This window comes from Candidatus Pelagibacter sp. PS_43, from assembly GCF_059417795.1.
Genome location: NZ_CM182066.1, coordinates 670,431 through 691,775 on the forward strand (window position 1 = coordinate 670,431; position 21,345 = coordinate 691,775).

A 21,345-nucleotide genomic window follows, 5' to 3' on the forward strand; every position below is an offset into this window, starting at 1 on the left:
TCAGTTATACAACTTGTGATTACTTTTTGCTAACTTTTTTTGGTGCAGCTTTTTTTGTTTTTGTGGGCTTAGTTGCAGCTTTTTTGGGTGCTGCTTTTTTTTGTGAATCTTCCTGATCGTGATTATGATCATGTTCTTGCTTTTGATGTTCTTTTAGTATTTTTTCAGCTTCGTCTTTACTTATTTCTTTTTTATTAGGTTTTGCTTTTGATTTAATTACATCAATTATTTTTTCTTCATATACTGTTCCTCTTAAGCTAGCCAAAGCTGATGGATTTTTTTGATAAAATTCCATAACCATTTTTTCTTGCCCTGGCATCATTTTAAGTTGTTTTTGTACCTCGGCTTGTATTTCTTGCTCTGTAACTTTAATCTTGTTTTGCTCACCAAACTCATTCAAGATCAATCCAACTTTAATTCTTTTTTTAGCTATTTCTTCAAATTTTTTTCTACTTTTTTTAGAGTCTTCCTCACTCATGCCCTGTGATAAGATTTTAACCTCTTCCTCTAAAAGATTTTCAGGAATTTCGTCAACTTTAAAATTTTCAATTTCTTTAAGAATTTGTGTTTTAGCCAACCTGCCTAAAGAATTTTTATATTCATCATTAATTTGCTTAGATACTAAAATTTTCAAATCAGCTAAATCTTTAGCTCCTAAATTTTTTGCAAATTCGTCATTTATTTTTACTTCTTCAGATTTCCTTACAGATATAATCTTGCATGTAAAACTAGCTTTTTTATTAGCAAATTCTTTATGAGGGTAATTTTCAGGTAGTGTAGCCTCTACAACTTTTTCATCATTTTTTTTAACACCAATTAATTGGTCATCAAATCCCTTAATAAATAAATCTTTTCCAAGTATTAATTGAGTATTTTTACCTTCACCACCAGTAAATTCTTTACCGTCAATTGTTGCTTTATAATCAAAAATAACCAAATTTTCTTTTATAGCTTTTGTCTCATCAGCAACATCTTTAAAGTTATTTTGACTTTTGGCGATTTCATTAATTCTCTTATCTGTTTCTGAATTTTCAATTTTAACTGAATATTCATCAAATTTTATATTTTCAACAGACTTAAGTTCAACTTTTGGAAGTTCTGTTACAGAAATCACATATTCTAAATCCTTATCTTCTCCATAGGTTTTTAAATCAAGCTTGGGTTGGCCTGCTGGTTTTATTTTATTATCCTCTAATGCCTTGGTGGATGTTTCTTTTAAAACCTTGTCTAAAACCTCACTAAAAATTGCTTGGCCAAATTGTCTTTTAAGAATTTCTTTGGGAACTTTTCCCGGTCTAAAGCCTTTTAAATTAACAGTCCCTTTGATTTCTTCATACTTTGCGTCCATATGAGTGCTCATAGTTTTTTTATCTATGAAAACTTTAATGTCCTTATTTAAACCTTTTATATTCTCTACTGTTACTTTCATAATTTTATAACTTTTTGGTAGGCGAAAAAGGACTCGAACCTTCACATCTTGCGATACTGGTTCCTAAGACCAGCGCGTCTACCAATTCCGCCATTCGCCCACAATCTTGTGGGGTTTTATATATTATTGATATCATTTGTCCAATGACAATAATTATAAAATATATTAATAATCATGTGATTTAGTAATAATTTATAAAAATGATAATTTCACCCTGCATTAGTATATGCAAAACCGATCCCCAAACAGGGTATTGTTACGGTTGCGGTAGAAACAACGAAGAAAAAAAAATGTGGAAATTAGACAGTACTACTAATCAATGGAAACAAGATAATTTAATTAACATTCAACAAAGACTTAACGGTTGGCAACTTGAGAGCTTTAAAGATTCATACAAACATAAAACAGAGAATGGTATTTCTTTATACAAAAAGAGTTTAAATAATGAGTAAATCAACATTAGTTATTATAATTTATATAGCAGGACTTATATTTGGTGCTTTAGTGCTAGATTTATGGAGTGCAGAAACAGGGCCCAAAGCCTTCATTGGTATTGGTTGGACAGCCATTCTACTTGTTGCTCTACTCCATGCTGATAAGTATGAAAAAAAATAGTTTACAAACTAAAATAATTTATTTTTTATTTTTTTTTATTGGCATTCAATCAGTATCTATTTCAGAAATAATGCATTTGACTGGTTGCAAAAACCTAAAAGATGGGTTTATTAAAAATGAATATATTTTAAACTTTGAAAAATCATTAATGATTAGAAATTATATATATGACAATAAGACATTTAAAAGATATAAGTCTACTGATCTAAGTGTGAAACAAGAAGGTTCAGTAGAAAGATTTATTTATGAAGAATCAGATCTAATTTATACTGATAAAATTGGCTATCCACAGTTCTACACTCAACTTATGTTTAAAAAAGATAGTCCAATAATAAATATCAAAACAGTAATTAACGGAGAAGAAGGTATATCAAAAATATCTACTTGCAAAAAAGTTGAGGTATTTGTTAAAGAAAGTTAAGATTTTTTATTTTTTTTATTTAACTTACTTATAAAATTAGTTTTTTTTGGAATAGGTCTATTGCTTGTAATATTACTTCTATGTTTAGCAAATGCTTGTTTTTGAGCTAACTTCATTGCTTTTTTTGATGACATTATTTTATTCTATATTTATTCCTAATAAAATAAACGTTAATTAATTGAAATTTTTTGTCTTTGTAAAACGTTAAAATTTTTATCAGTAATTACCATTTCACCAGATGAAACAGCAGTATTCGTAACTTCTAAGATTGTAACATAGTGGGTAATTAAAACTAAATTTTTACTACTATTCCATTCATTTACATATTCTTTTAGTTCTTTGATTTGTTTGGTTTTATTTTTTGAAAATTTTTCACTAAAAAAAGAATTTAAAAAGCTTTTTGTTTCAAATTTTTTAAAAGCATATTCAGCTGTTTGTTTGCATCTACACCATTCACTAGATAAAACTTTATCAACCTTTATTTGATTTTTTGTAAAAAAAATTCCTAAATTTACAGATTGAACGATGCCCTCTTCATTTAAATTCCGTTGGGTGGAACAATCGGTTGCATCAAAATTGCTAGGATCTCCTCCTCCAGGGGCATAAGCATGTCTCACAAATATTAATTTTCCCCCTTCCTTTAAAATATTTTCAATGTTTGTGTTAGAATAAGTTTTAAATGGTAGATTGAAAGATATAAGTAAAAATATTAAAATTTTAATAAGTTTCATGAATGACTATTAAGTTCGAAAAAATAAATAATTCAATAATTAAATGTAAAAAATGTCCTCGCTTAATTAGTTATAGTAAAAAAATTTCAAAAGACAAAAGAAAGCAAAATATTAATGAAATTTATTGGGGAAAACCTGTGCCCGGGTTTGGTGACATTAATGGCAAATTAATGATTATTGGACTTGCACCTGCAGCACATGGAGGAACAAGAACAGGTAGAGCTTTTACTGGAGATAAGTCGGGTGATTTTTTATTTAATTGTCTCTATAAAGTTCAAATTTCAAATCAACCTAAATCTACAAACATCAATGATGGTTTGAAATTAAAAAATACTTACATCACAAACATACTTAAGTGTGTTCCCCCAGAAGATAAGCCCTTAAAAAGTGAGTTGGATAATTGTTCAAGTTATTTTGATTATGAAATTAAAAATTTAAAAAAATTGAAAGTAATTTTAACTCTAGGAAAGATAGCTTTTGATAATTGCATTAAATTTTATAATAAAAGTTATAAGTTTGAAAAAAAATTTAAATTCAAGCATGGAGCAAAATATAAGTTGCCAGATGGGAGGACTTTAATTGCAAGCTATCATCCGAGTCCAAGAAATGTAAATACTAAAGTTATTAATACAAAAAAAATGATTTCATTATTAAGAAAAGCTAAAAAATTATTTAAACTTTAATACTGTCACAAAAATAAGGTTTTAAATCTTCAAATAAACTTCCTGGAATTTTCATAGGTTTTCCTTCTTCATTAACAAAGACCAAATGAACTTTAGCTTCTGTTATCAAATCTTCATCCCTACTAATAAATTGATTCATAAAAAACGAGGTTTTTGTAACTGACTTTATAAAAGATCTCACTTTAAGTTGATCCTCAAGATATGAGGGTTTTATGTATTCTATATTGCATGACTTTACTATTATTAAAGCTCTAAATTTTTCTTTTATCTTTTTATTACTGAAACCAAGTTCGACTAAAGCTTCAGTTCTAGCTCTTTCAAGAAATTTTAGATAATTTGCATAATAAACTACACCACCCGCATCTGTGTCTTCATAATAAACTTTTAAATCATAAAAAAAATTTTCATGCATGTAGATATACTAACAAAAAAAATGATTTTTAACATCAAAGTAAGATATAATAATAATAATGAAAGTTTATATAATTTGGCTAACTGCCGTTATAGCTTGGAATTTCATGGTACCTAGAGCAACACCATTAGAAGATGTGGTTGTTGCTGTACTTTTGTCGTTAATGAGTATGTTTCTTAAAAAAAAACTTTAAATTAAATTTATTTATCTGAAAAATAAATATTTTGATAATACGATATTGCTTTTAGTTTTGAATTATCGGTATCAGTCATTATTGCTACACCTGAAATATTATCTACATCTAAACCATGTAACTTCATAAAATCTTCTTTAACATTGGCTTTAACTGTAACCCATGTATTAGTTTTATCGATTGTAGTTGACAAAACATAGTCAATAGATTTTTTTGTGTACGGACTAGGCCAATTTTGATCAATTATATTATTGCTTGAAAATACGTAGTTAATTGCTCTATTTGACAGGGGTGTTGCTCCTGTTTTTTTAATTACAAAAACACGTGCTGCATAATCATGACCTTTTTTACTGTTTTCAATTATCCCTGAAAGATCTTTTTCAACTTTCCAAGTAATATTAATAAATGGTGTTTTATTTAAATCTATTTCTATTTCCTTACCAAGTCCTGAGCCTACCCCTTCAGCTTCAGCTTTGATATAAGCACCATTCTCATTAGACCCAAGTGTCCATTTGGTTTCTCCTTTGACCTTTTTTACTTGTAGATTCTTGAACTCTTCATCCGTAAATTCAAATACCCTAATATTTTCAGCAACAGTACTGGTTGAAAATAGAATTAATGTTAGAAATAAAATTAAAAAATTTTTTATCATTGCAGTCTATATAGCTATTGTATTTCAAAAAACAATATTTGAACAAAATTTAAACATTTAAAAATCAACTTTAGGTATTAATCCTAATTATATGAAAATAATTTCTATATTTGTCCTTTTAGTCTATTGGTCGGTAATACTGCTGGCACCTGTCATTTCTAAAGAACAAAAAATTTACAAGACTGAGACCAAAATAACCCTAAATAAGCTTAATAAGTAGATCTACCACCACTAATATCAAATACTGCTGCTGTAGAAAATGAATTTTCTTCAGAGGATAACCAGCAAACTAATGAAGTAAACTCTTCAATTTCTAGAAATCTACCTCTTGGAACTTTTGATAACATCCTAGCAACGTGTTCCTTTGACATTTGGTCTAAGATTCTAGTTTTTGCACCAGCTGGCGTTATTGCATTAACAGCAATATTTTTATCAGCTAATTCTTTGCCTAGTGATTTAGTTAGACCAATAGCCCCTGCTTTTGCTGAACTATAAGCGCTCGCATTTGCATTCCCATCTTTGCCAGCAACTGAAGCAACGTTAACAATCCTTCCATAGTTATTCTTGATCATATTGGGAACAATGCATTTGCAGCAATTAAAAGTGCCCATTAAATTAATCTGAACTATCTTATTCCATTCATCAACATCGTAGTCCCACAGAGATGAGGTTGAGCCAGTAATACCAGCATTATTAATTAAAATGTCAATATTAGATATTTTTGTTATTTGGTCTACGGTATTTTTAACATTACTAAAATTAGATACATCCACTACATTATATGCAAGGTTTGGATTGTTTATTTCTTTTACAGCTTTTTGTAATTCTTTTTCATCAATATCCCAGATTATAGTTTTTACGCCAGAATTTAAAAATCTCTTTGCAATATCTAGACCGAACCCTTGTGCGCCACCAGTAATTATTGCAGTTCTATTTTTAAGATCAAATTGATGCATTAAGATTTTTTATCAGCAATAAGGTAATAAGTTAAGGAAGAAATAAAAGTACCAATTATCCAAGAATAAGAATGAAAACTCATTAAGCTTTCATTCCAAATTGTAGAAGCAGAAAAGATAAAGCCTAAAAATAAAGAATAAAGACCTCTTAAATTCCAACCATTTGAGTAAAAATATAGCCCATCTGCATTTGATGAAAAAATTTGTCTATTATCTAAATTAGTTTCTTTAACAAAGTAATAGTCAATAATTATAAGTCCAAATATTGGTCCAAAAAAAGAGCTTAGAGTGTCAATAAACGCTAAAATGCCAATCTGACTTAATAAGGGTAACCAAAAAATACCAATTATAAAACCAGTACAACCAATTATGATTGCTGAACTTCTTAAATTTAGAATACTTGGAATAAAATTTATTAGTGAATTTTGAGTTGGAATATAATTTGCAATTAAATTAGTTGAAGCAGATGAAAAAATAATAAAAAATAAAACAATCACGGTTAATTGTATATTATCGATCTTACCCACTATATCAGTTGGGTTTGTTAAAATTCTTTCCATAAGTTCTAAATTTTTATTTAGAAAAATATCTGCCCCGATGACAATAAAAACTGTAAAAAAAGAAAATAATAATAAATTTAATAATAGGCTTAAGTTACCTTTTTTTAATTCCTTTTCGTCTTTAACATATCTGCTAAAGTCTCCATAATTTACAATTATAACAGAAAAATATGCAAAAACTGTTCCAACTACAGCAAGTAATGGAGCTATATTGGTTTTATCAAATAGATTGTTTATAGAAAAAATATCAACAAAAGCTGAACTTATAACCTTAACGTCATAGAGCAATACAACTAAAAAAAATATTAACATCCCACTATAAACAGTAATTGCTGAAAATTTTATTATACTTCTATTAAATTGATGGCTTTTGCTAAATAAAAAAAGCTGCAAACTAATTGTAAAAATAAAAGCTATCCAATCAATTAAATTTAATCCTAAAATAAAAATTAAAAAAATATCTTCATCAAGAAAAGAGCTATCAATAGAAAAAATTGAAATCCTAATCAGGTAACTAAAAAGTTTTGATAAAAAATAAGTTTGAATGCCGAACATAAAGATGCCAACAATTCCTCTTATTAAAGCAAAATATTTAGCTCCATTAATTCCAAGAGCGCTTCTTAAAATTACTGGAAACGGTAATCCATATTTTTGGGAGGGTTTACCGATTAAATTTGCAAAAAAATAAACAATTATAGATGCAATTAAACTACCAAATAAAACTACAAATATATTAAGTTCATAAACTAAATAAAGAGAAGCAATTAAAGAAAAAGCAATTACACTTTGAATATTACATCCCCAAAAATAAAATAACTCTTTCCAAGTCCAATTTTTGTCATTGGGATTAACACTAACTAACTCCCAGTTTATTAAAGCATTGTTTGATTTGATTTGATTCACTAGTTTTATAATAAACTAATAAATACTACTGTCCATATAGATAGGTTGGTAGCCATAAAGCAATTTGTGGAAATACTATTATTAAAATAAGTCCAATAACTTGAATCACCATAAATTGCATCATTCCATAATAAATATCTTTAAGATCCCATTCTGGAACTACACCTTTTAAGAAATAAGCAGATAGAGCTACAGGTGGTGAGAGCCATGCGGTCTGTAGATTAACTGCAACAAGTATTGCAAACCAAGTTAAATTAAATCCTAGAGCTTCAACTAATGGTATAATTATTGGAACTATAATCATTACTATTGGTACCCATTCTAAAGGCCAACCTAATAAGAAAATTATAACCATAATCATACCAAGGATTAAATATCTATTCATTTCTAAACTTAGTAAAAATTCAGTTAAAAGCATCGGTGTTCCTAATCTAGAAAACACTGCTCCAAAAAAATTTGATGCTGCAACCAATACCATTATCAAAGCTGAAATTTCTAGAGTTTTAACTAAAGCCTCTTGTAACTTTTTAAAAGTTAATTTTCTATAAGCGACCGCTAAAAGCAAGGATCCCATTGCACCACAGCCTGCAGCTTCAGTTGGAGTTGCAAAACCAAATAAAATACTTCCTAGCGCAGCGAAGACTAAGGCAGCTGGTGGAACTAGTCCTAGAAAGAATTCTATCCAAACTGCTTTCATGCTAGTAGCTCTCAACTCAACTGGTAAAACCGGTCCAAGACTTGGGTCAATCCAACATCTAATTGTTGTGTAAGCCGCATATAAGGTTGCTAATAATATTCCAGGAATAATTGCTGCAGCAAAGAGGTCTGTTACTGGAATTTCCATTATTGGACCCATCACAACTAACATAATGCTTGGTGGTATTAGAATACCCAGTGTACCACCAGCTGTAATTGTTCCAGCGGCCAATCTCACATTATAACCTGATTTATTCATAGATTTGGCTGCCATTATTCCAAGTATAGTTACAGAGGCACCAACAATTCCTGTGGCAGCTGCAAAAACAACTGATACAAAAAGAACAGCATAATATAAAGAGCCTCTTACTTTAGAAAGCATTAGCTGAAATGCTGAAAATAATCTCTCCATCAAACCAGCCTGCTCCATCATAATTCCCATAAAAACAAAGAGGGGAACAGCGGCCAAAGTTTGCTCTGTCATGACCATAGAAAACTGCAGGGTCATTAAATAAAATACTAATTTACCAAATCCAAGGTATCCAAAAACAAATCCAAGGAATATTAAAGTAAATGAAATTGGAAAACCTACAAAAATAGAGAACAACATTACTCCTATTAAAATGAAACCTAAGACAGCTGGATCCATAAATTCAGCTAACATTATTTTTGTTCTCCTGGCCACTTACCTTTAGTTGCGGCCCAATAGCTTTTTAATAATTCAGATACACCTTGAACTAATAAAAATATAATTCCTAAAAATAAACATGCTTTAATTGGCCACATATATGGCATCCAAGCAGTGTCCATCCCTTTTTCACCTCTCATTATAGATTCTTGTAAAAACCCAGTCGACATATACAAAAATACGCTTAATCCAGGAAAATAAAATATAAGGTATAACCAGAAATCTATTCTACCTTGGTTTTTAGTTTTAAAATTTCTGTATAAAAAATCAGCTCTTATATGAACACCTTTTGATAAAGCATAACCAGCACCAAGCATGAATAGAGCTCCATACATAAATCTACTCATGTCATACGCCCACATTGTAGGAGCATTAAAAAGTTTTCTTGCTAAAACCTCATAAACCATTGCAAATATTAAAGGGATGGTGATCCAACAAACCACATTACCAATCCACTTACTTGCTAAATCAATTTTTGTAATAGTTAATGCCATCCATTTTGGCATATCGTCAGGCATTGATCCTGAACCACCTCGCCTTTCAGCTATCATTTCATCGGATATATCTAACTTGGTAGGTTTGTTTGCCATAATTAATTTTCTAAAAAAAAACTAAAGCGGATCGTTAAATCCGCTTTAGTTATATTTAATTTTTTAAATACTACTTTAATGTTTCAGCGTGAGCCATTCCTAGCTTAGCGTTAGACATTTGAGATCCAGACCAGAAAGGCACTGCAATATCAGCAAATGCTTTTTGAGAGTCCCAAACTTTTTTAAAGAATTTGTTCTCATTAGCATTTTTTTCTAAACTTGCTTTTGCAGCAGCCATATATGCTGGGAAATAATCAGCTGGAGTATCATGTAAAATCACACCGTGTTTTCCAGTCAACTCAGCTAGAGCTTTTCCGTTTTCATATATTCTGTAACTCATTGATTTTGATAGAGATGCATTCGCAGCAACTTCTAAAGCTTTTTTCTCTAAAGCAGACATCTTTTTGTATTTAGAGCCTGTAATATAGAAGTCAGCATTTACTACTACTTGGTGAAGACCTTGTAGGTAGTAATGTTTTAGAACTTTCTGGAAACCGAATGTCATGTCAGGTTTTGGACAACACCATTCAGCAGCATCAATTGTTCCTGCTTCAAGAGCTGGAAGAATATCTCCACCACCCATTGCAACAGAAGCTACACCAATATCTTTATAAGTTTGTCCTGGAATTCCTGGAGGAGTTCTGAACTTGTACTTTCTAAAGTCTGCCATGCTATTAATTGGCTCTTTAAACCAACCTAAAGCTTCAGGGCCTACTGGTTGTAACATAAATCCTTTGATGTCTCTTCCCATCTCAGACCATAGTTGGTCGTAAAGTTCTTTACCACCACCGTATTGGAACCAAGATAAAAATGCGATGTTATCAATACCAACACCTGCACCTGCTACTGGCGAACCAAATAACATAGCTGCTGGGTGATCACCTGACCAGTAGTGAGTCCAAGCAAAACCACAATCGATTAATCCTTTATCAACTGCATCTAAAGTTTCTTTTACACCTACTACAGCGCCTGCTGGCATAATTTCGAACTTAAGTGATCCACCAGTTAATTCTGTTACTGTGTCAGTGAAATCTTTTAACATTACCACTTCATCAGCTTTTGAACTAATTACTGTTTGACACTTAAGAGTTTGTGCGGATGCACCTGTTACTGTCATTACAGTAAGTAGAAGCGATCCAACGAACAAAGATATTATTTTTTTCATATTAATATTTCCTTCTTATTGTGTTTTTTTATGTACGAGACCTTCTCAAAAAATTTAATTAGAAACAAGTATTAATATAAAAAAAAACCAAGTTATTTTCATTGCTAACGCTAGTATTTTATTTTTTTAGATATTATAAGACCTAAGTCATGGACAAATTTGATTTTATCATACTTGGAGCTGGTTCAGCAGGTTGTGTACTAGCAAACAGATTGTCTGAAAATCCTCATCATAAAGTTCTTTTAATTGAAGCTGGTGGCAAAGACAATTATCCATGGATTCATATACCAGTTGGTTATTTTAAAACTATGCACAATCCTAATGTGGATTGGTGTTACAACACTGAGCCGGATGAAACTATGAACAATAGATCTATAAGATATCCAAGAGGTAAAACTTTAGGTGGCAGTTCATCTATTAATGGTTTGCTTTATATAAGAGGACAGCACAGAGATTATGATATTTGGAGACAGTTAGGAAATAAGGGTTGGAGTTGGAATGATGTTTTGCCTTATTTTATTAAAGCTGAAAATCAAGAAAGAGGTAAAAATGAATATCATGGTGTTGGGGGACCTCTTTCAATTTCAAATCAAAGAATGAGTTTACCTTTATTAAATGAATTTAGAAATGCAGCAGAAGAGTTTGGAATTCCAAAAACAGATGATTTTAATACAGGCAACAATCATGGTTGTGGTTATTATCAGGTTACAGAAAAAGATGGATTTAGATGTAGTACAGCCGTTGGATATTTAAATCCAATTAAAAAAAGATCTAATTTAAAAATAATTATAAATGCACATATAAAAAAAATAAATTTTGAAAATAAAATTGCTAAAGAGGTTGAGTACTGGGTTGATAATAAGTTATTTACTGTCGGTGCTGATAAAGAAATTATCTTATCATCAGGGGCAATTGGATCTCCACAACTTTTACAAGTTTCTGGTATTGGAGACTCAAATAAACTTAAAAAATTAGGTATTGAAATAGTTCATGAATTGAAGGGTGTTGGTGAAAATTTACAGGATCATTTAATGTTTAGACCTATTTATAAAATTCAAAATTTAAAATCTCTTAATAAAAAGATTAATAGTCTTTTTGGAAATTTATTAATTGGGTTAGAATATGTTTTTAATAGAAGCGGTCCAATGACTATAGGAGCCAGTCAACTTGGGATGTTTGCTAAAAGTGATCCTTCAATAGAATTACCTGATTTGCAATGGCATGTTCAACCTATGAGCATGGATACTTTAGGTGCAACTAAAAATCACGATTTCCATGCATTCACTCCTACTGTTTCCAATATAAGACCAACTAGCAGAGGACATATAAGTATTGTAGATAAAGACTCTCGAACTTACGCAAAAATAAAAATGAACTATCTATCAACTGATGAAGACAGAAGAATTGCAGCAGCTGGTCTTAAATTGACTAGAAAAATTGTTTTAGAATCAGAAACATTTAAAAAATATCATCCAGAAGAATATAGGCCTGGAATTCATTTAAATGAGGATGAAGAAATTTTAAAAGCTGCAGCAGACTATGCGCAAACAATATTTCACCCAGTTGGCACTTGTAAAATGGGAAATGATGATAGTGCAGTAGTTACAGATCAATTAAAGGTTCATGGTATAAATAATTTAAGAGTAATTGATGCTTCAATCATGCCCAACATTACTTCTGGAAATACTAACGCACCTACAATAATGATTGCAGAAAAAGGTGCCGATATGATACTTAACAATTGATGTTTGCTGAATTAATAAGCCCAGAACAGCTAGTTATTTTAACTCAAATTATTTTTATTGATTTAGTTTTAGCAGGAGACAATGCCATTATTATTGGAATGGTTGCTTCTAAATTTCCACCTGAACAAAGAAAAAAAGTAATCTTTTGGGGAATAGGTGGTGCAGTAATTTTAAGAATTATCCTTACCATGTTAACTGCTTATTTATTGCAAATAACAGGATTAAGATTGATAGGAGGATTACTTCTTCTTTACATAGTCTACAAACTCTACACAGACGTAATCAAAGGTCAGTCAAGTGACGAAGATATTAAAGTGGATAATTCAAGCTTTATGAAAGCTATATGGACTGTTTTACTTGCTGATTTTACAATGAGTTTGGATAATGTTTTGGGTGTAGCTGGTGCTGCTGGTGATCACTATGTATTATTAGTATTTGGTTTAGCTTTATCAATAATTCTTATGGCAACAGCTGCCACTGTAATTTCAAGATGGATTAATGAATATAAATGGATAGCTTGGATTGGTTTAATTGCTATACTGGTTGTTGCAATCGAATTAATTTATACTGATTTAAAATTATTTATTTAAATGTATTTACAAAAAATAAACCTTAAAAACAAATATGCATTAGTTACAGGTGCTGGTAAAGGATTGGGAAGAGCCTGCTCTATCGCTCTTGCTGAAGCTGGAGCTACAATTATTGCATTAAGCAGAACACAATCAGATCTTGATAAGCTTGAAAAAGAAATAAAAAAGTTAAAAGGTAAAGTTATCAAAGTTAATTGTGATGTAATGAATTACAAAGAATTAAAAGAAAATCTAGATAAAATTAAAATCATAGATGTTTTAGTTAATAATGCTGGGACAAATATTCCAGAACCTTTTGAAAAAATTAAACAAAAAAGCATGAATTATCTTGTAGATTTAAATCTAAAAGCAGCATTTAACGTGGCACAACTTGTTGTAAAAAAGATGCTAAAAAATAAAAAAAGACCTGGCTCAATTATAAATATGTCATCTCAACTAGGTCATGTTGGTATGAGCGGTAGAAACATATACAATATGACAAAATTTGGAATAGAAGGATTAACAAAAGGTATGGGTGTTGAGTTAGCTAAAAAAAATATCAGAGTAAATACAGTAGCACCTACTTTCGTTGAAACACCTATGGTTAAAAACTTTTTTAAAAACAAAAAATTTAAAAAATTAGCCCTTGGAAATATCCCAATTGGAAAAGCAGCTACTGAAAGTGATGTTGCTACAACAGTATGTTTTTTAGCTTCATCTGCTTCATCTATGATTACAGGAACATCTATAATAATAGATGGTGGCTGGACTGCTCAATAATGCCTAGATTGCTAATATTAATAGCAATTTTTTTTACAACCCAATCTTTTGCGTTAGAATTTGAGGGAAAATTCATTCAAGGACATTACATTATTGGAAAAACTGAACCTGGTACTTTAATTTTAGTAGATAAGAAAAAAGTTAAAGTCTCAAAAGATGGTTATTTTGCATTTGGAATTGAAAAAGATAGAAAATTTGACATCATAATTACTGAAAACAATAAAGATATCATAAAAAAGATTCAAAAGAGGAAATATAATATTCAAAAAATAGAAGGTTTGCCTAAAAAAAAAGTGACTCCTCCTAAAGAATTCTATGAAAGAATAAAAAAAGAAAATAAATTAATTGCCGATGCAAGAGAAATAGAAAGTGACTTACAATTTTTTAAGGAAAAATTTATTATTCCAGTTGATGATGCGATAATTACTGGTGTTTATGGTAGTCAAAGAATTTTAAATGGTATACCCAAATGGCCACACTATGGTTTAGATTTTGCTCAAAAAAAAGGTACTCCTATTAAAGCAATGAATAACGGTATAGTTACTTTGGCTGAAAAAGACTTGTTTTATACTGGTGCTACTTTAATTTTTGATCATGGCCATGGAGTTTCAACTCTCTACATGCATATGGATGAAATTTTTGTAAATGTAGGTGATCACGTTAAAAAAGGAGACATCATCGCAACTGTTGGTTCCTCTGGTAGATCAACTGGGCCTCATCTCGATGTAAGACTTAATTGGTTTGGTACTAGACTAGATCCTGCAACTATATTAAACATTCAATAATGAAAAAAACCTTATTAGAAAAAACTGCAGATAAATTAGTTAATGCCTTTGTTAACAATAAAATAATTGCTCCTCTTCCAGCTAAATTTACAAAAAAATTAGATGAAGCTCAAAAGCTAAGAAAATTCTGTGAGAGTAAAATTAAAGATCCAATAATTGGATTTAAAGCTGCGGGTACTGGAATACCTGTAATGAAAAAACTTAAAGAAAAGAAACCTTTCTACGCTGCAATTTTTAAAAAGAATTTTATCAAAAGTGGAAAAAAAGTGAAAATTAATAAATCTACTTTAGGTATAGAGCTTGAGGTTTGCTACTTAATTAAAAAAAACTTTTTCTCATCCAAGAGATCAATTACTATGAAAAACGTAACAAAGTACATTTCACATATGGCTCCTTGTATTGAGGTTATAGGTTATAGACAAAAGAAAAAAGGCATAACTAGCTTTGGTGATTTATGTAGTGATTTTGGTGCTAACGTTAAATTTTTGATTGGTCAAAAGAAGAAATATAAAAGAATAAAAATTGGAAACTTAAAGACAAATATTACTAATAAAAAAATTGGGCAAAGTGTTAATGGAAATACAAATACTGTTTACATAAATCCGCTTAATTCACTTAAATTTGTTTTGAATGAATTAAAAAAAGATAAAGTAAATCTTGATAAAGATTTTTACGTATTCACTGGATCAACGGTTGGGGTTGTGCCAATTTTAGGCAAAGGTCTTTACACTGGAAAAGTAGATCAACTTGGGTCTGCCAAAGCAATTATTCATTAATTTTTAAAAAATTTATTAATGGCGTTACACTTTAGTAAACAAGAATTTAAAAAAAGAAAACTAGCAACATTAAAGTCTATGAAAGAGCAAAATCTTGATGCTCTTTTAATGTTCAGACAAGAATCTATGTTTTGGCTCACAGGTTATGACACCTTTGGCTATGTTTTTTTTCAAACTTTAATATTAGACCATAAAGGAAATATTATTCTTTTAACAAGAGCTCCAGATTTAAGACAGGCTCAAAACACTTCAAATATTGAAGATATAAGAATTTGGGTAGATAAAGACCAGTCTAATCCAACAGATGATCTTAAAATCATCTTAAATGAACTAAATTTAAAAGATAAAAAAATTGGTATTGAGTATGAAGCTTACGGTATGACAGGTCGTAATGCATTAAGACTTAATAAATCTCTAAAAGGTTATTGTGAGGTAGAAGATCAATCAGAATTAATTACAAAACATAGGGTAGTTAAATCTCAAGAGGAGATTGTTTATGTAAAAAAAGCTGCAGCGCTTGCCGATCAAGCTCTTGATGAAGTATGGAAATATGCAAAAGCTGGCGCTAGTGAAGCTAAGATTTTAGCAGAAATGCAAAGAGTGGTTTTAGAGGGTGGCGGTGACTACCCAGCAAATGAATATATTATAGGCTCTGGACACAACGCATTACTATGTAGATATCAATCAGAAAAAAGAATTTTATCTGATACTGATCAATTAACTATTGAATGGGCTGGAACTTATAAACATTATCACTCAGCAATGTTTAGAACCATTCCTATTGGTAAAGCTGATCCAAAACATATTAAAATGCATGAGGCATGTCTTGAGGCTTTAACTAATTGTGCAAAAACCCTAATACCAGGAAAAACTGCAGGTGATGTATTTGATGTACATGCTAAAACTTTTGATGATCTTGGGTACAATAAATCAAGAATGAATGCTTGTGGCTATTCATTAGGGACAACCTTCTCACCCAATTGGATGGACTGGCCAATGCTATACACAGGTAATCCTTATAAAATTGTTCCAGGTAATGTCTTCTTCATGCACATGATATTAATGGATTCAGATAGTAAACTAGCAATGAATTTAGGGGAAACCTACCTTGTGACAGAGAATGGCAACAAAAGATTAGGTAAGCAAAAGTTGGATTTAGTTGTTCTTTAACTAACTTTAGTACCTCAGTTGATTGCTTGATATTTGTATTTACTACAGAATACGTTTCAATCAAATGATTCAACTTAATTGTCAAAAATTTCTTAATCAATATTTTTGCAGGTAACTATTGGAATTGGGTTTGCCACATTACTTTTAATTATGATTACTAATTTTAAGTATTTAAGCCCTAAAGTTTATCCACTTATAAGAAATCAATAACTAAACATCAGATCGAGATCTAAATCTTTCAAATATTAATCTTGTTTTAATTCCAATATTTAAAAATGGCTGCGGTGGGAGCCAAGTAGGCTTACTTCTAGATTCTATTATATTAATTTCATCACTATTTTCATTGCTTGCTTTAATTGCTATCTGTTCACCAAATAAAGTGCCAACTCCAATACCAGAACCATTATAGCAACCTGCTACAAAAACATTATCTTTTATTTTTTCAAAAATTTGTGAACTATTTCTAGTTCTGGATACAACCCCAGACCAACTAGATTCAATAATATCATCTGCTAAACTTGGAAATCTTTTTTTGATACCAAGTTTTTGATTTAAATATCTTTTATCTAACTCTGATTTAGACATTTTAAAAGGACTATGAACTTCTGCAGTATTTCTAATTAAAATCCTTTTATCTTTTGTCATTCTAATAGTTGCACCCATTGGTCTTACAGGTAATACTCCCCACTCCCTGGGCTCACCAATTGACTTGTACTCTGTATCAGTTAATAGTCTTGTCATACTTGCAGTCAAAGTTAAGGGAAAATTATAATTATTTTTTATACCAAGTGATTTTAAAAAACCATTAGTACAAAAAATAATCTTTTTAGTGATTATTTTATGATTATTAAATTTACAAATAATTGTATCACTATTTTTTGACCATTCATTTAATTGAGTGTTTTCTAATAGCTCAACATTATCTGGCAAAGTGTCAACCATTGCTCTAACTAATTTTCCTGGATGTAATAAAATTCCTCCTTTAGTATAAAGTGCTAGGTTATAAAAATTTGTACCTAATCTTTTACCTAAATCATCTTTATCAAAAATATTATGTTCAAAATTTAATTTTAATAAAGTTTTGCTAAAATTTTCTATTATCTTTCTATCTTTTTGATTTGAAGAGGCAAAGTATTTTCCACTTTCATTCCAATCACAATCTACCTGATGCTCTTTAATAAACTTTTTTACAACATCAATTCCTAATTTATAAATATCTGTCTTCTTTTTATAATTAGAAAGTTCTTTATTGGATGTAAAACCATCATTAAGCGTTGTATCGACTAAATATCCTGAGTTTCTTCCACTAGCACCCTCACCTGCTAATTGAGCATCAACAACAATGATTTTTTGATTTGGATGAAGTTCTGATAATTTTCTAGCAGCAGATAAACCTGTATAGCCAGCACCTACTATTAACCAATCACAGGATTTATTTTTATCTAAACTTTTTATATTAGATCTTCTATCAAGGTCATTAATCCAACTACAACCAGTATCATTAATTACTTTCATGTAGTTAGATTATGACAGATAAGATATTTTTAAAAGATCTTAAGATACCAAAGAACCTTGTTTGATCATGTCTTTTTTTTAATCATCAATTTTAACCACTTTTTTTCAACATCCCATCTAACATGCCTGTCAAGTTCTTGATTAATAATTAATTAGATAAACATTTAATTTCTTTCTTTTAATTTTTTACAAAAGATTTACTTTATTTATAAATGCTAAAGCTTTTTATCTCTATTGCTAAATATCTATTTTCTATTTAATGATTTCATAAATTTTTGAAGCCACCAACTTATATCCTTTTTTGGAATAATGAGTTTTTTCTTTGCTAAATAACTCTACTGAATATTCATTTTTAAATAATTCTTTGTGAAGATCTATAAGTTCAATATTTGAATTTTCTATAATTTCTATAATTTTTTTATAATTGTCATTTATATAGACAGGTCTACTATATCTTTTAAATTCAGGTAAATAAATAAAATATAATTTTAAATTTTTCTTAATTGTAAAATTTTTTAGAGATTTAATTATTATTTCAAACTCGCTTGATAATTTTTGATTATCTTTATAAAATAATAAATTTCTTAGATAATAAAATTTAAAACTAAATTTTGTTTGATCTTTTTTTATATTTTTTGATTTTTTTTTAGTTCCTTAAATTTACTATGAAGTATTTCAGAATTAAATTTATTAATTTTAGATTGTTGATTTAACAAATTTTGTGAAAAGCTTTCATCAGAAATATATTTTTTTAAAATATCAAATTGAATTTCGTTTTGCAAATCATGTAAATCATTCCCTTCATAATAAAACCATAAAACATTTTTGACTTTATCTTTAAACAGATATTCTCTTATCGTTGCTAGATTAAGTAGAGGCCCGTTAGAGTCCATTCCTAAATTTAAAACTTTTTTATTTGAAATTTTTTTTAGGTTAAAGGAAATATTATATTTTTGGTGAACACATGCTCCTTGTACAAAAGAATCCCCAATTAATAAATAATCTATGATACTGTTGCCCCAAATATCATCTGGGTTATTAAATCCATACCTATCACTATTATATTTTTCATAATAACCTTCTTCATTACAGTAAATGGTATTTTCATGAGAAATACCTGATAGAGGTAAAAAATCTTGTTTTTGATTGATTAAATGATTACTGGGGTTAACAGCTAAAATTTTGCCTTGCTCATAAAAATTAATTTTTTCTACAATTTGTATTCTGTTATTAGTATAAATTTTTTTTTGCAAAAAAAACAAGTATGTCTCAACTAAATATAATGAAATTATTATAGATATAATAATTAGTAAAATTTTATCTATATTTGCTACAATTTTATTAATCCAATTCAAATTCATTTGAATAATCCTTTTTTAAATCTTGATTTTGTTTTTTTTTATCTAATATACAATTTCCAATAACTAAATAATCTAATTCTGTTCCCATAAAACAATTAAAAGCATCTGATGGTGTGTTTACAATTGGCTCTCCTCTTACATTAAAAGAAGTGTTTATAATTACTGGACACCCTGTTCTTTCTTTAAATTTAGAAATTAAATCATAGTAAGGTTTGTTAGTATTTTTTGTTACCGTTTGAATTCTAGCAGAATAATCTACATGGGTTACAGCAGGTATTTCTGATCTTTTTATATTTAACTTATCAATTCCAAAAAGTTTTTTTTGATCATTAGTCATCTCAATTTTTTTATCTGAACTAATGTTAGCCACTAATAACATGTATGGGCTATCAACATTCAAATCAAACCACTTAGACAGATCGTCCCTTAAAATTGATGGAGCGAATGGTCTAAAACTTTCTCTATATTTTACTTTTAAGTTTAAATTTTTTTGCATTTTGTCAGACCTTGGGTCTCCCAATATTGATCTACCTCCTAAAGCTCTAGGTCCAAATTCCATTCTACCCTGAAACCAACCAATTGCTTTTTCAATTGACAAATATTCAGCTGTTTTTTTAATTACATCCTCATAATCTAAAGTTTCAAATTTTGCTCCTATCGATTTTAGTTCTTTTTCAATTTCTTCTTGAGTAAATTTCGTTCCTAGGAAAGAACCTTGCATTTCATCATTTGTGTTAACCACTCTATTATTTTTCTGTTCAATATGCCAAAATGCTAAGGCTGCACCTAATGAACCACCTGCGTCCCCTGCCGCTGGTTGAATCCAAATATTATCAAAAATTTTTTCTTTAAGTATTTTTCCGTTAGCAACACAATTCAATGCTACACCTCCAGCTAAACATAGATTTCTTATCCCATATTCTTTTTGAATAGATTTTGCTAAATTTATCATAATTTCTTCAGCCACATTTTGAATTGATGCTGCAATATCCATATGAAATTGAGTAATTTTTTCTCTTTGTGGATTTCTAGGACTTTGACCAAAAAGTTTATGAAATTTTTCATTAGTCATTGTAAGTCCAGTTGCATAATTAAAATACTTTTGGTCTAATCGAAAAGTCCCATCATCTTTAATATCAATGAGTTGTTTTATTTCATTCTCAAAAATTGGATTTCCATATGGTGCTAAACCCATTAATTTATATTCTCCACTATTGACTTTAAACCCTGTGTAATATGTAAATGCAGAATAAAGTAGTCCTAGGGAGTGAGGAAAATGAATTTCTTTTTTTATTTCTAAATCTTTATTTTTACCAATCGCAACAGTGGTTGTTGCCCACTCTCCCACACCATCTGCTGTTAATATAATTGCTTCCTCGAATGGTGATGGAAAAAAAGCGCTAGCGGCATGACTTAAATGATGATCTGAAAAAAAAATATTTTTATCAGATCTATAATAAATATCGTGCTCTTTCAATTTATTAAAAAGGAAATTTTTTTGAAAAAGTTTTTCTTTAATCCATAAAGGCATTGCCTTTGAAAATGATGTAAAACCTCTTGGGGCAAATGCAACATAAGTTTCTAATAATCTTTCAAATTTTAAAAAGGGTTTTTCAAAGAAAACTATTTGATCAACTTGACTCAATTTAAGATTTGCAAATTTTAAAACAAAATCGATTGCATTACGTGGATAATTTGGGTCATGTTTTTTTCTTGTAAATCTTTCTTCTTGCGCTGCTGCAATAATCCTTCCATTTTTTAAAATACATGCTGCACTGTCGTGATAAAATGCTGAAATTCCTAAAATGTATGACATCTTAATTTAAAAACTTATTATGAATGTTTATTGGAATTAATTTTTGCAAAAATGGGTCAGAAAAAAACAATAAGAACATTTAAAATTAAATAAGAGATAATGTAATGAAAAATATTAAAGAAATATTTTTCATT

At 29.4% G+C, this 21,345-nt stretch carries 24 protein-coding genes and 1 tRNA gene; 11 read left to right on the forward strand and 14 right to left on the reverse strand.

What is annotated here, in order from left to right; all coding sequences use genetic code 11:
* Positions 1 to 19 precede the first annotated feature (19 nt).
* Both tig and AC5SLL_RS03690 read right to left on the reverse strand, forming a co-directional pair.
* On the reverse strand, positions 20 to 1,429 hold the full coding sequence (gene tig, locus AC5SLL_RS03685) for a trigger factor (RefSeq protein ID WP_494586135.1): 1,410 nt from the start codon (positions 1,427 to 1,429) through the stop codon (positions 20 to 22).
* 15 nt (positions 1,430 to 1,444) lie between these two features.
* Positions 1,445 to 1,529 (reverse strand) — tRNA-Leu (locus AC5SLL_RS03690).
* Between the two features lie 100 nt (positions 1,530 to 1,629).
* Here AC5SLL_RS03690 and AC5SLL_RS03695 point away from each other — a divergent pair.
* From AC5SLL_RS03695 to AC5SLL_RS03705, 3 genes are read left to right on the forward strand one after another with little or no spacing between them, the layout of a single operon-like run.
* The gene (locus AC5SLL_RS03695) at positions 1,630 to 1,881 is read left to right on the forward strand and encodes a DUF1289 domain-containing protein (protein WP_494586136.1); all 252 of its coding nucleotides are present in this window, start codon (positions 1,630 to 1,632) and stop codon (positions 1,879 to 1,881) included.
* Entirely contained in the window at positions 1,874 to 2,044 is a 171-nt protein-coding gene (locus tag AC5SLL_RS03700) for a hypothetical protein (RefSeq protein WP_494586137.1), read from the forward strand. Before AC5SLL_RS03695 ends, AC5SLL_RS03700 begins: the two co-directional genes overlap by 8 nt.
* Complete coding sequence (locus tag AC5SLL_RS03705; protein ID WP_494586138.1) at positions 2,031 to 2,465, forward strand: hypothetical protein; 435 nt, start codon at positions 2,031 to 2,033, stop codon at positions 2,463 to 2,465. Before AC5SLL_RS03700 ends, AC5SLL_RS03705 begins: the two co-directional genes overlap by 14 nt.
* Here the strand turns inward: AC5SLL_RS03705 and AC5SLL_RS03710 are convergent.
* Together AC5SLL_RS03710 and AC5SLL_RS03715 are read right to left on the reverse strand one after the other, a co-directional pair.
* Positions 2,462 to 2,599, reverse strand: a complete 138-nt coding sequence (locus AC5SLL_RS03710) for a hypothetical protein (protein ID WP_494572630.1) — start codon at positions 2,597 to 2,599, stop codon at positions 2,462 to 2,464. The two genes, AC5SLL_RS03705 and AC5SLL_RS03710, sit on opposite strands and share 4 nt — an antisense overlap.
* Positions 2,600 to 2,635: 36 nt before the next feature.
* The gene (locus AC5SLL_RS03715) at positions 2,636 to 3,196 is read right to left on the reverse strand and encodes a histidine phosphatase family protein (RefSeq protein ID WP_494586139.1); all 561 of its coding nucleotides are present in this window, start codon (positions 3,194 to 3,196) and stop codon (positions 2,636 to 2,638) included.
* A gap of 2 nt (positions 3,197 to 3,198) precedes the next feature.
* Here AC5SLL_RS03715 and AC5SLL_RS03720 point away from each other — a divergent pair, with 2 nt between their 5' ends.
* On the forward strand, positions 3,199 to 3,879 hold the full coding sequence (locus AC5SLL_RS03720; protein ID WP_494586140.1) for a uracil-DNA glycosylase: 681 nt from the start codon (positions 3,199 to 3,201) through the stop codon (positions 3,877 to 3,879).
* Here the strand turns inward: AC5SLL_RS03720 and AC5SLL_RS03725 are convergent.
* Entirely contained in the window at positions 3,869 to 4,291 is a 423-nt protein-coding gene (locus AC5SLL_RS03725; RefSeq protein ID WP_494586141.1) for a YbgC/FadM family acyl-CoA thioesterase, read from the reverse strand. The genes AC5SLL_RS03720 and AC5SLL_RS03725 overlap by 11 nt on opposite strands.
* A 58-nt stretch (positions 4,292 to 4,349) precedes the next feature.
* Between AC5SLL_RS03725 and AC5SLL_RS03730 the strand changes: the two genes are divergently transcribed.
* Positions 4,350 to 4,484, forward strand: coding sequence for a hypothetical protein (locus AC5SLL_RS03730; protein ID WP_494586142.1), 135 nt, complete (start codon positions 4,350 to 4,352; stop codon positions 4,482 to 4,484).
* A gap of 7 nt (positions 4,485 to 4,491) precedes the next feature.
* Here the strand turns inward: AC5SLL_RS03730 and AC5SLL_RS03735 are convergent, their stop codons facing one another.
* The 6 genes from AC5SLL_RS03735 to AC5SLL_RS03760 all read right to left on the reverse strand — a co-directional run bounded on the left by AC5SLL_RS03735 (position 4,492) and on the right by AC5SLL_RS03760 (position 10,694).
* Entirely contained in the window at positions 4,492 to 5,136 is a 645-nt protein-coding gene (locus tag AC5SLL_RS03735) for a DUF3047 domain-containing protein (protein WP_494586143.1), read from the reverse strand.
* A 209-nt stretch (positions 5,137 to 5,345) separates the two neighbouring features.
* The gene (locus tag AC5SLL_RS03740; protein WP_494572636.1) at positions 5,346 to 6,092 is read right to left on the reverse strand and encodes an SDR family NAD(P)-dependent oxidoreductase; all 747 of its coding nucleotides are present in this window, start codon (positions 6,090 to 6,092) and stop codon (positions 5,346 to 5,348) included.
* Positions 6,092 to 7,555 carry a cytosine permease gene (locus AC5SLL_RS03745; protein ID WP_494586144.1) on the reverse strand — a complete coding sequence of 488 codons (1,464 nt, stop codon included), beginning with the start codon at positions 7,553 to 7,555 and terminating at the stop codon, positions 6,092 to 6,094. The genes AC5SLL_RS03740 and AC5SLL_RS03745 overlap by 1 nt, the downstream gene beginning before the upstream one ends.
* A gap of 25 nt (positions 7,556 to 7,580) precedes the next feature.
* A complete protein-coding gene (locus AC5SLL_RS03750) occupies positions 7,581 to 8,915 on the reverse strand; it encodes a TRAP transporter large permease (protein WP_494572638.1) in 1,335 nt (444 codons plus the stop codon).
* On the reverse strand, positions 8,915 to 9,529 hold the full coding sequence (locus AC5SLL_RS03755; protein ID WP_494586145.1) for a TRAP transporter small permease subunit: 615 nt from the start codon (positions 9,527 to 9,529) through the stop codon (positions 8,915 to 8,917). Before AC5SLL_RS03755 ends, AC5SLL_RS03750 begins: the two co-directional genes overlap by 1 nt.
* A gap of 70 nt (positions 9,530 to 9,599) precedes the next feature.
* Positions 9,600 to 10,694 carry a TRAP transporter substrate-binding protein gene (locus AC5SLL_RS03760; RefSeq protein ID WP_494572640.1) on the reverse strand — a complete coding sequence of 365 codons (1,095 nt, stop codon included), beginning with the start codon at positions 10,692 to 10,694 and terminating at the stop codon, positions 9,600 to 9,602.
* Between the two features lie 149 nt (positions 10,695 to 10,843).
* Here AC5SLL_RS03760 and AC5SLL_RS03765 point away from each other — a divergent pair, with 149 nt between their 5' ends.
* From AC5SLL_RS03765 to AC5SLL_RS03790, 6 genes are read left to right on the forward strand one after another with little or no spacing between them, the layout of a single operon-like run.
* Entirely contained in the window at positions 10,844 to 12,439 is a 1,596-nt protein-coding gene (locus tag AC5SLL_RS03765; protein WP_494572641.1) for a GMC family oxidoreductase, read from the forward strand.
* Positions 12,439 to 13,029 carry a TerC family protein gene (locus tag AC5SLL_RS03770; protein WP_494572642.1) on the forward strand — a complete coding sequence of 197 codons (591 nt, stop codon included), beginning with the start codon at positions 12,439 to 12,441 and terminating at the stop codon, positions 13,027 to 13,029. The genes AC5SLL_RS03765 and AC5SLL_RS03770 overlap by 1 nt, the downstream gene beginning before the upstream one ends.
* On the forward strand, positions 13,030 to 13,788 hold the full coding sequence (locus AC5SLL_RS03775; protein WP_494586146.1) for an SDR family NAD(P)-dependent oxidoreductase: 759 nt from the start codon (positions 13,030 to 13,032) through the stop codon (positions 13,786 to 13,788).
* Positions 13,788 to 14,573 carry a M23 family metallopeptidase gene (locus AC5SLL_RS03780; protein WP_494586147.1) on the forward strand — a complete coding sequence of 262 codons (786 nt, stop codon included), beginning with the start codon at positions 13,788 to 13,790 and terminating at the stop codon, positions 14,571 to 14,573. Before AC5SLL_RS03775 ends, AC5SLL_RS03780 begins: the two co-directional genes overlap by 1 nt.
* Complete coding sequence (locus AC5SLL_RS03785; protein ID WP_494586148.1) at positions 14,573 to 15,349, forward strand: fumarylacetoacetate hydrolase; 777 nt, start codon at positions 14,573 to 14,575, stop codon at positions 15,347 to 15,349. The genes AC5SLL_RS03780 and AC5SLL_RS03785 overlap by 1 nt, the downstream gene beginning before the upstream one ends.
* Before the next feature lie 18 nt (positions 15,350 to 15,367).
* On the forward strand, positions 15,368 to 16,519 hold the full coding sequence (locus tag AC5SLL_RS03790) for a M24 family metallopeptidase (protein ID WP_494586149.1): 1,152 nt from the start codon (positions 15,368 to 15,370) through the stop codon (positions 16,517 to 16,519).
* 210 nt (positions 16,520 to 16,729) lie between these two features.
* Here AC5SLL_RS03790 and AC5SLL_RS03795 read toward each other — a convergent pair whose 3' ends face one another.
* The 3 genes from AC5SLL_RS03795 to AC5SLL_RS03805 all read right to left on the reverse strand — a co-directional run bounded on the left by AC5SLL_RS03795 (position 16,730) and on the right by AC5SLL_RS03805 (position 21,211).
* The gene (locus AC5SLL_RS03795) at positions 16,730 to 18,034 is read right to left on the reverse strand and encodes an NAD(P)/FAD-dependent oxidoreductase (protein ID WP_494586150.1); all 1,305 of its coding nucleotides are present in this window, start codon (positions 18,032 to 18,034) and stop codon (positions 16,730 to 16,732) included.
* Between the two features lie 626 nt (positions 18,035 to 18,660).
* Complete coding sequence (locus AC5SLL_RS03800; protein ID WP_494586151.1) at positions 18,661 to 19,395, reverse strand: hypothetical protein; 735 nt, start codon at positions 19,393 to 19,395, stop codon at positions 18,661 to 18,663.
* Entirely contained in the window at positions 19,376 to 21,211 is a 1,836-nt protein-coding gene (locus tag AC5SLL_RS03805) for a carbamoyltransferase family protein (protein WP_494586152.1), read from the reverse strand. Before AC5SLL_RS03805 ends, AC5SLL_RS03800 begins: the two co-directional genes overlap by 20 nt.
* Between the last annotated feature and the right edge of the window lie 134 nt (positions 21,212 to 21,345).

Bases quoted from the DNA above. Each gene is read 5' to 3' on its own strand.
- AC5SLL_RS03695 (WP_494586136.1), top strand. From the start codon at position 1,630: ATGATAATTTCACCCTGCATTAGTATATGCAAAACCGATCCCCAAACA.
- AC5SLL_RS03780 (WP_494586147.1), top strand. From the start codon at position 13,788: ATGCCTAGATTGCTAATATTAATAGCAATTTTTTTTACAACCCAATCT.
- AC5SLL_RS03800 (WP_494586151.1), bottom strand. From the start codon at position 19,395: ATGAATTTGAATTGGATTAATAAAATTGTAGCAAATATAGATAAAATT.
- AC5SLL_RS03785 (WP_494586148.1), top strand. From the start codon at position 14,573: ATGAAAAAAACCTTATTAGAAAAAACTGCAGATAAATTAGTTAATGCC.
- AC5SLL_RS03735 (WP_494586143.1), bottom strand. From the start codon at position 5,136: ATGATAAAAAATTTTTTAATTTTATTTCTAACATTAATTCTATTTTCA.
- AC5SLL_RS03795 (WP_494586150.1), bottom strand. From the start codon at position 18,034: ATGAAAGTAATTAATGATACTGGTTGTAGTTGGATTAATGACCTTGAT.
- AC5SLL_RS03720 (WP_494586140.1), top strand. From the start codon at position 3,199: ATGACTATTAAGTTCGAAAAAATAAATAATTCAATAATTAAATGTAAA.
- AC5SLL_RS03730 (WP_494586142.1), top strand. From the start codon at position 4,350: ATGAAAGTTTATATAATTTGGCTAACTGCCGTTATAGCTTGGAATTTC.
- AC5SLL_RS03770 (WP_494572642.1), top strand. From the start codon at position 12,439: ATGTTTGCTGAATTAATAAGCCCAGAACAGCTAGTTATTTTAACTCAA.
- AC5SLL_RS03760 (WP_494572640.1), bottom strand. From the start codon at position 10,694: ATGAAAAAAATAATATCTTTGTTCGTTGGATCGCTTCTACTTACTGTA.
- AC5SLL_RS03750 (WP_494572638.1), bottom strand. From the start codon at position 8,915: ATGTTAGCTGAATTTATGGATCCAGCTGTCTTAGGTTTCATTTTAATA.
- AC5SLL_RS03740 (WP_494572636.1), bottom strand. From the start codon at position 6,092: ATGCATCAATTTGATCTTAAAAATAGAACTGCAATAATTACTGGTGGC.
- AC5SLL_RS03755 (WP_494586145.1), bottom strand. From the start codon at position 9,529: ATGGCAAACAAACCTACCAAGTTAGATATATCCGATGAAATGATAGCT.
- AC5SLL_RS03725 (WP_494586141.1), bottom strand. From the start codon at position 4,291: ATGCATGAAAATTTTTTTTATGATTTAAAAGTTTATTATGAAGACACA.
- AC5SLL_RS03790 (WP_494586149.1), top strand. From the start codon at position 15,368: ATGGCGTTACACTTTAGTAAACAAGAATTTAAAAAAAGAAAACTAGCA.
- AC5SLL_RS03775 (WP_494586146.1), top strand. From the start codon at position 13,030: ATGTATTTACAAAAAATAAACCTTAAAAACAAATATGCATTAGTTACA.
- tig (WP_494586135.1), bottom strand. From the start codon at position 1,429: ATGAAAGTAACAGTAGAGAATATAAAAGGTTTAAATAAGGACATTAAA.
- AC5SLL_RS03710 (WP_494572630.1), bottom strand. From the start codon at position 2,599: ATGTCATCAAAAAAAGCAATGAAGTTAGCTCAAAAACAAGCATTTGCT.
- AC5SLL_RS03705 (WP_494586138.1), top strand. From the start codon at position 2,031: ATGAAAAAAAATAGTTTACAAACTAAAATAATTTATTTTTTATTTTTT.
- AC5SLL_RS03700 (WP_494586137.1), top strand. From the start codon at position 1,874: ATGAGTAAATCAACATTAGTTATTATAATTTATATAGCAGGACTTATA.
- AC5SLL_RS03715 (WP_494586139.1), bottom strand. From the start codon at position 3,196: ATGAAACTTATTAAAATTTTAATATTTTTACTTATATCTTTCAATCTA.
- AC5SLL_RS03805 (WP_494586152.1), bottom strand. From the start codon at position 21,211: ATGTCATACATTTTAGGAATTTCAGCATTTTATCACGACAGTGCAGCA.
- AC5SLL_RS03765 (WP_494572641.1), top strand. From the start codon at position 10,844: ATGGACAAATTTGATTTTATCATACTTGGAGCTGGTTCAGCAGGTTGT.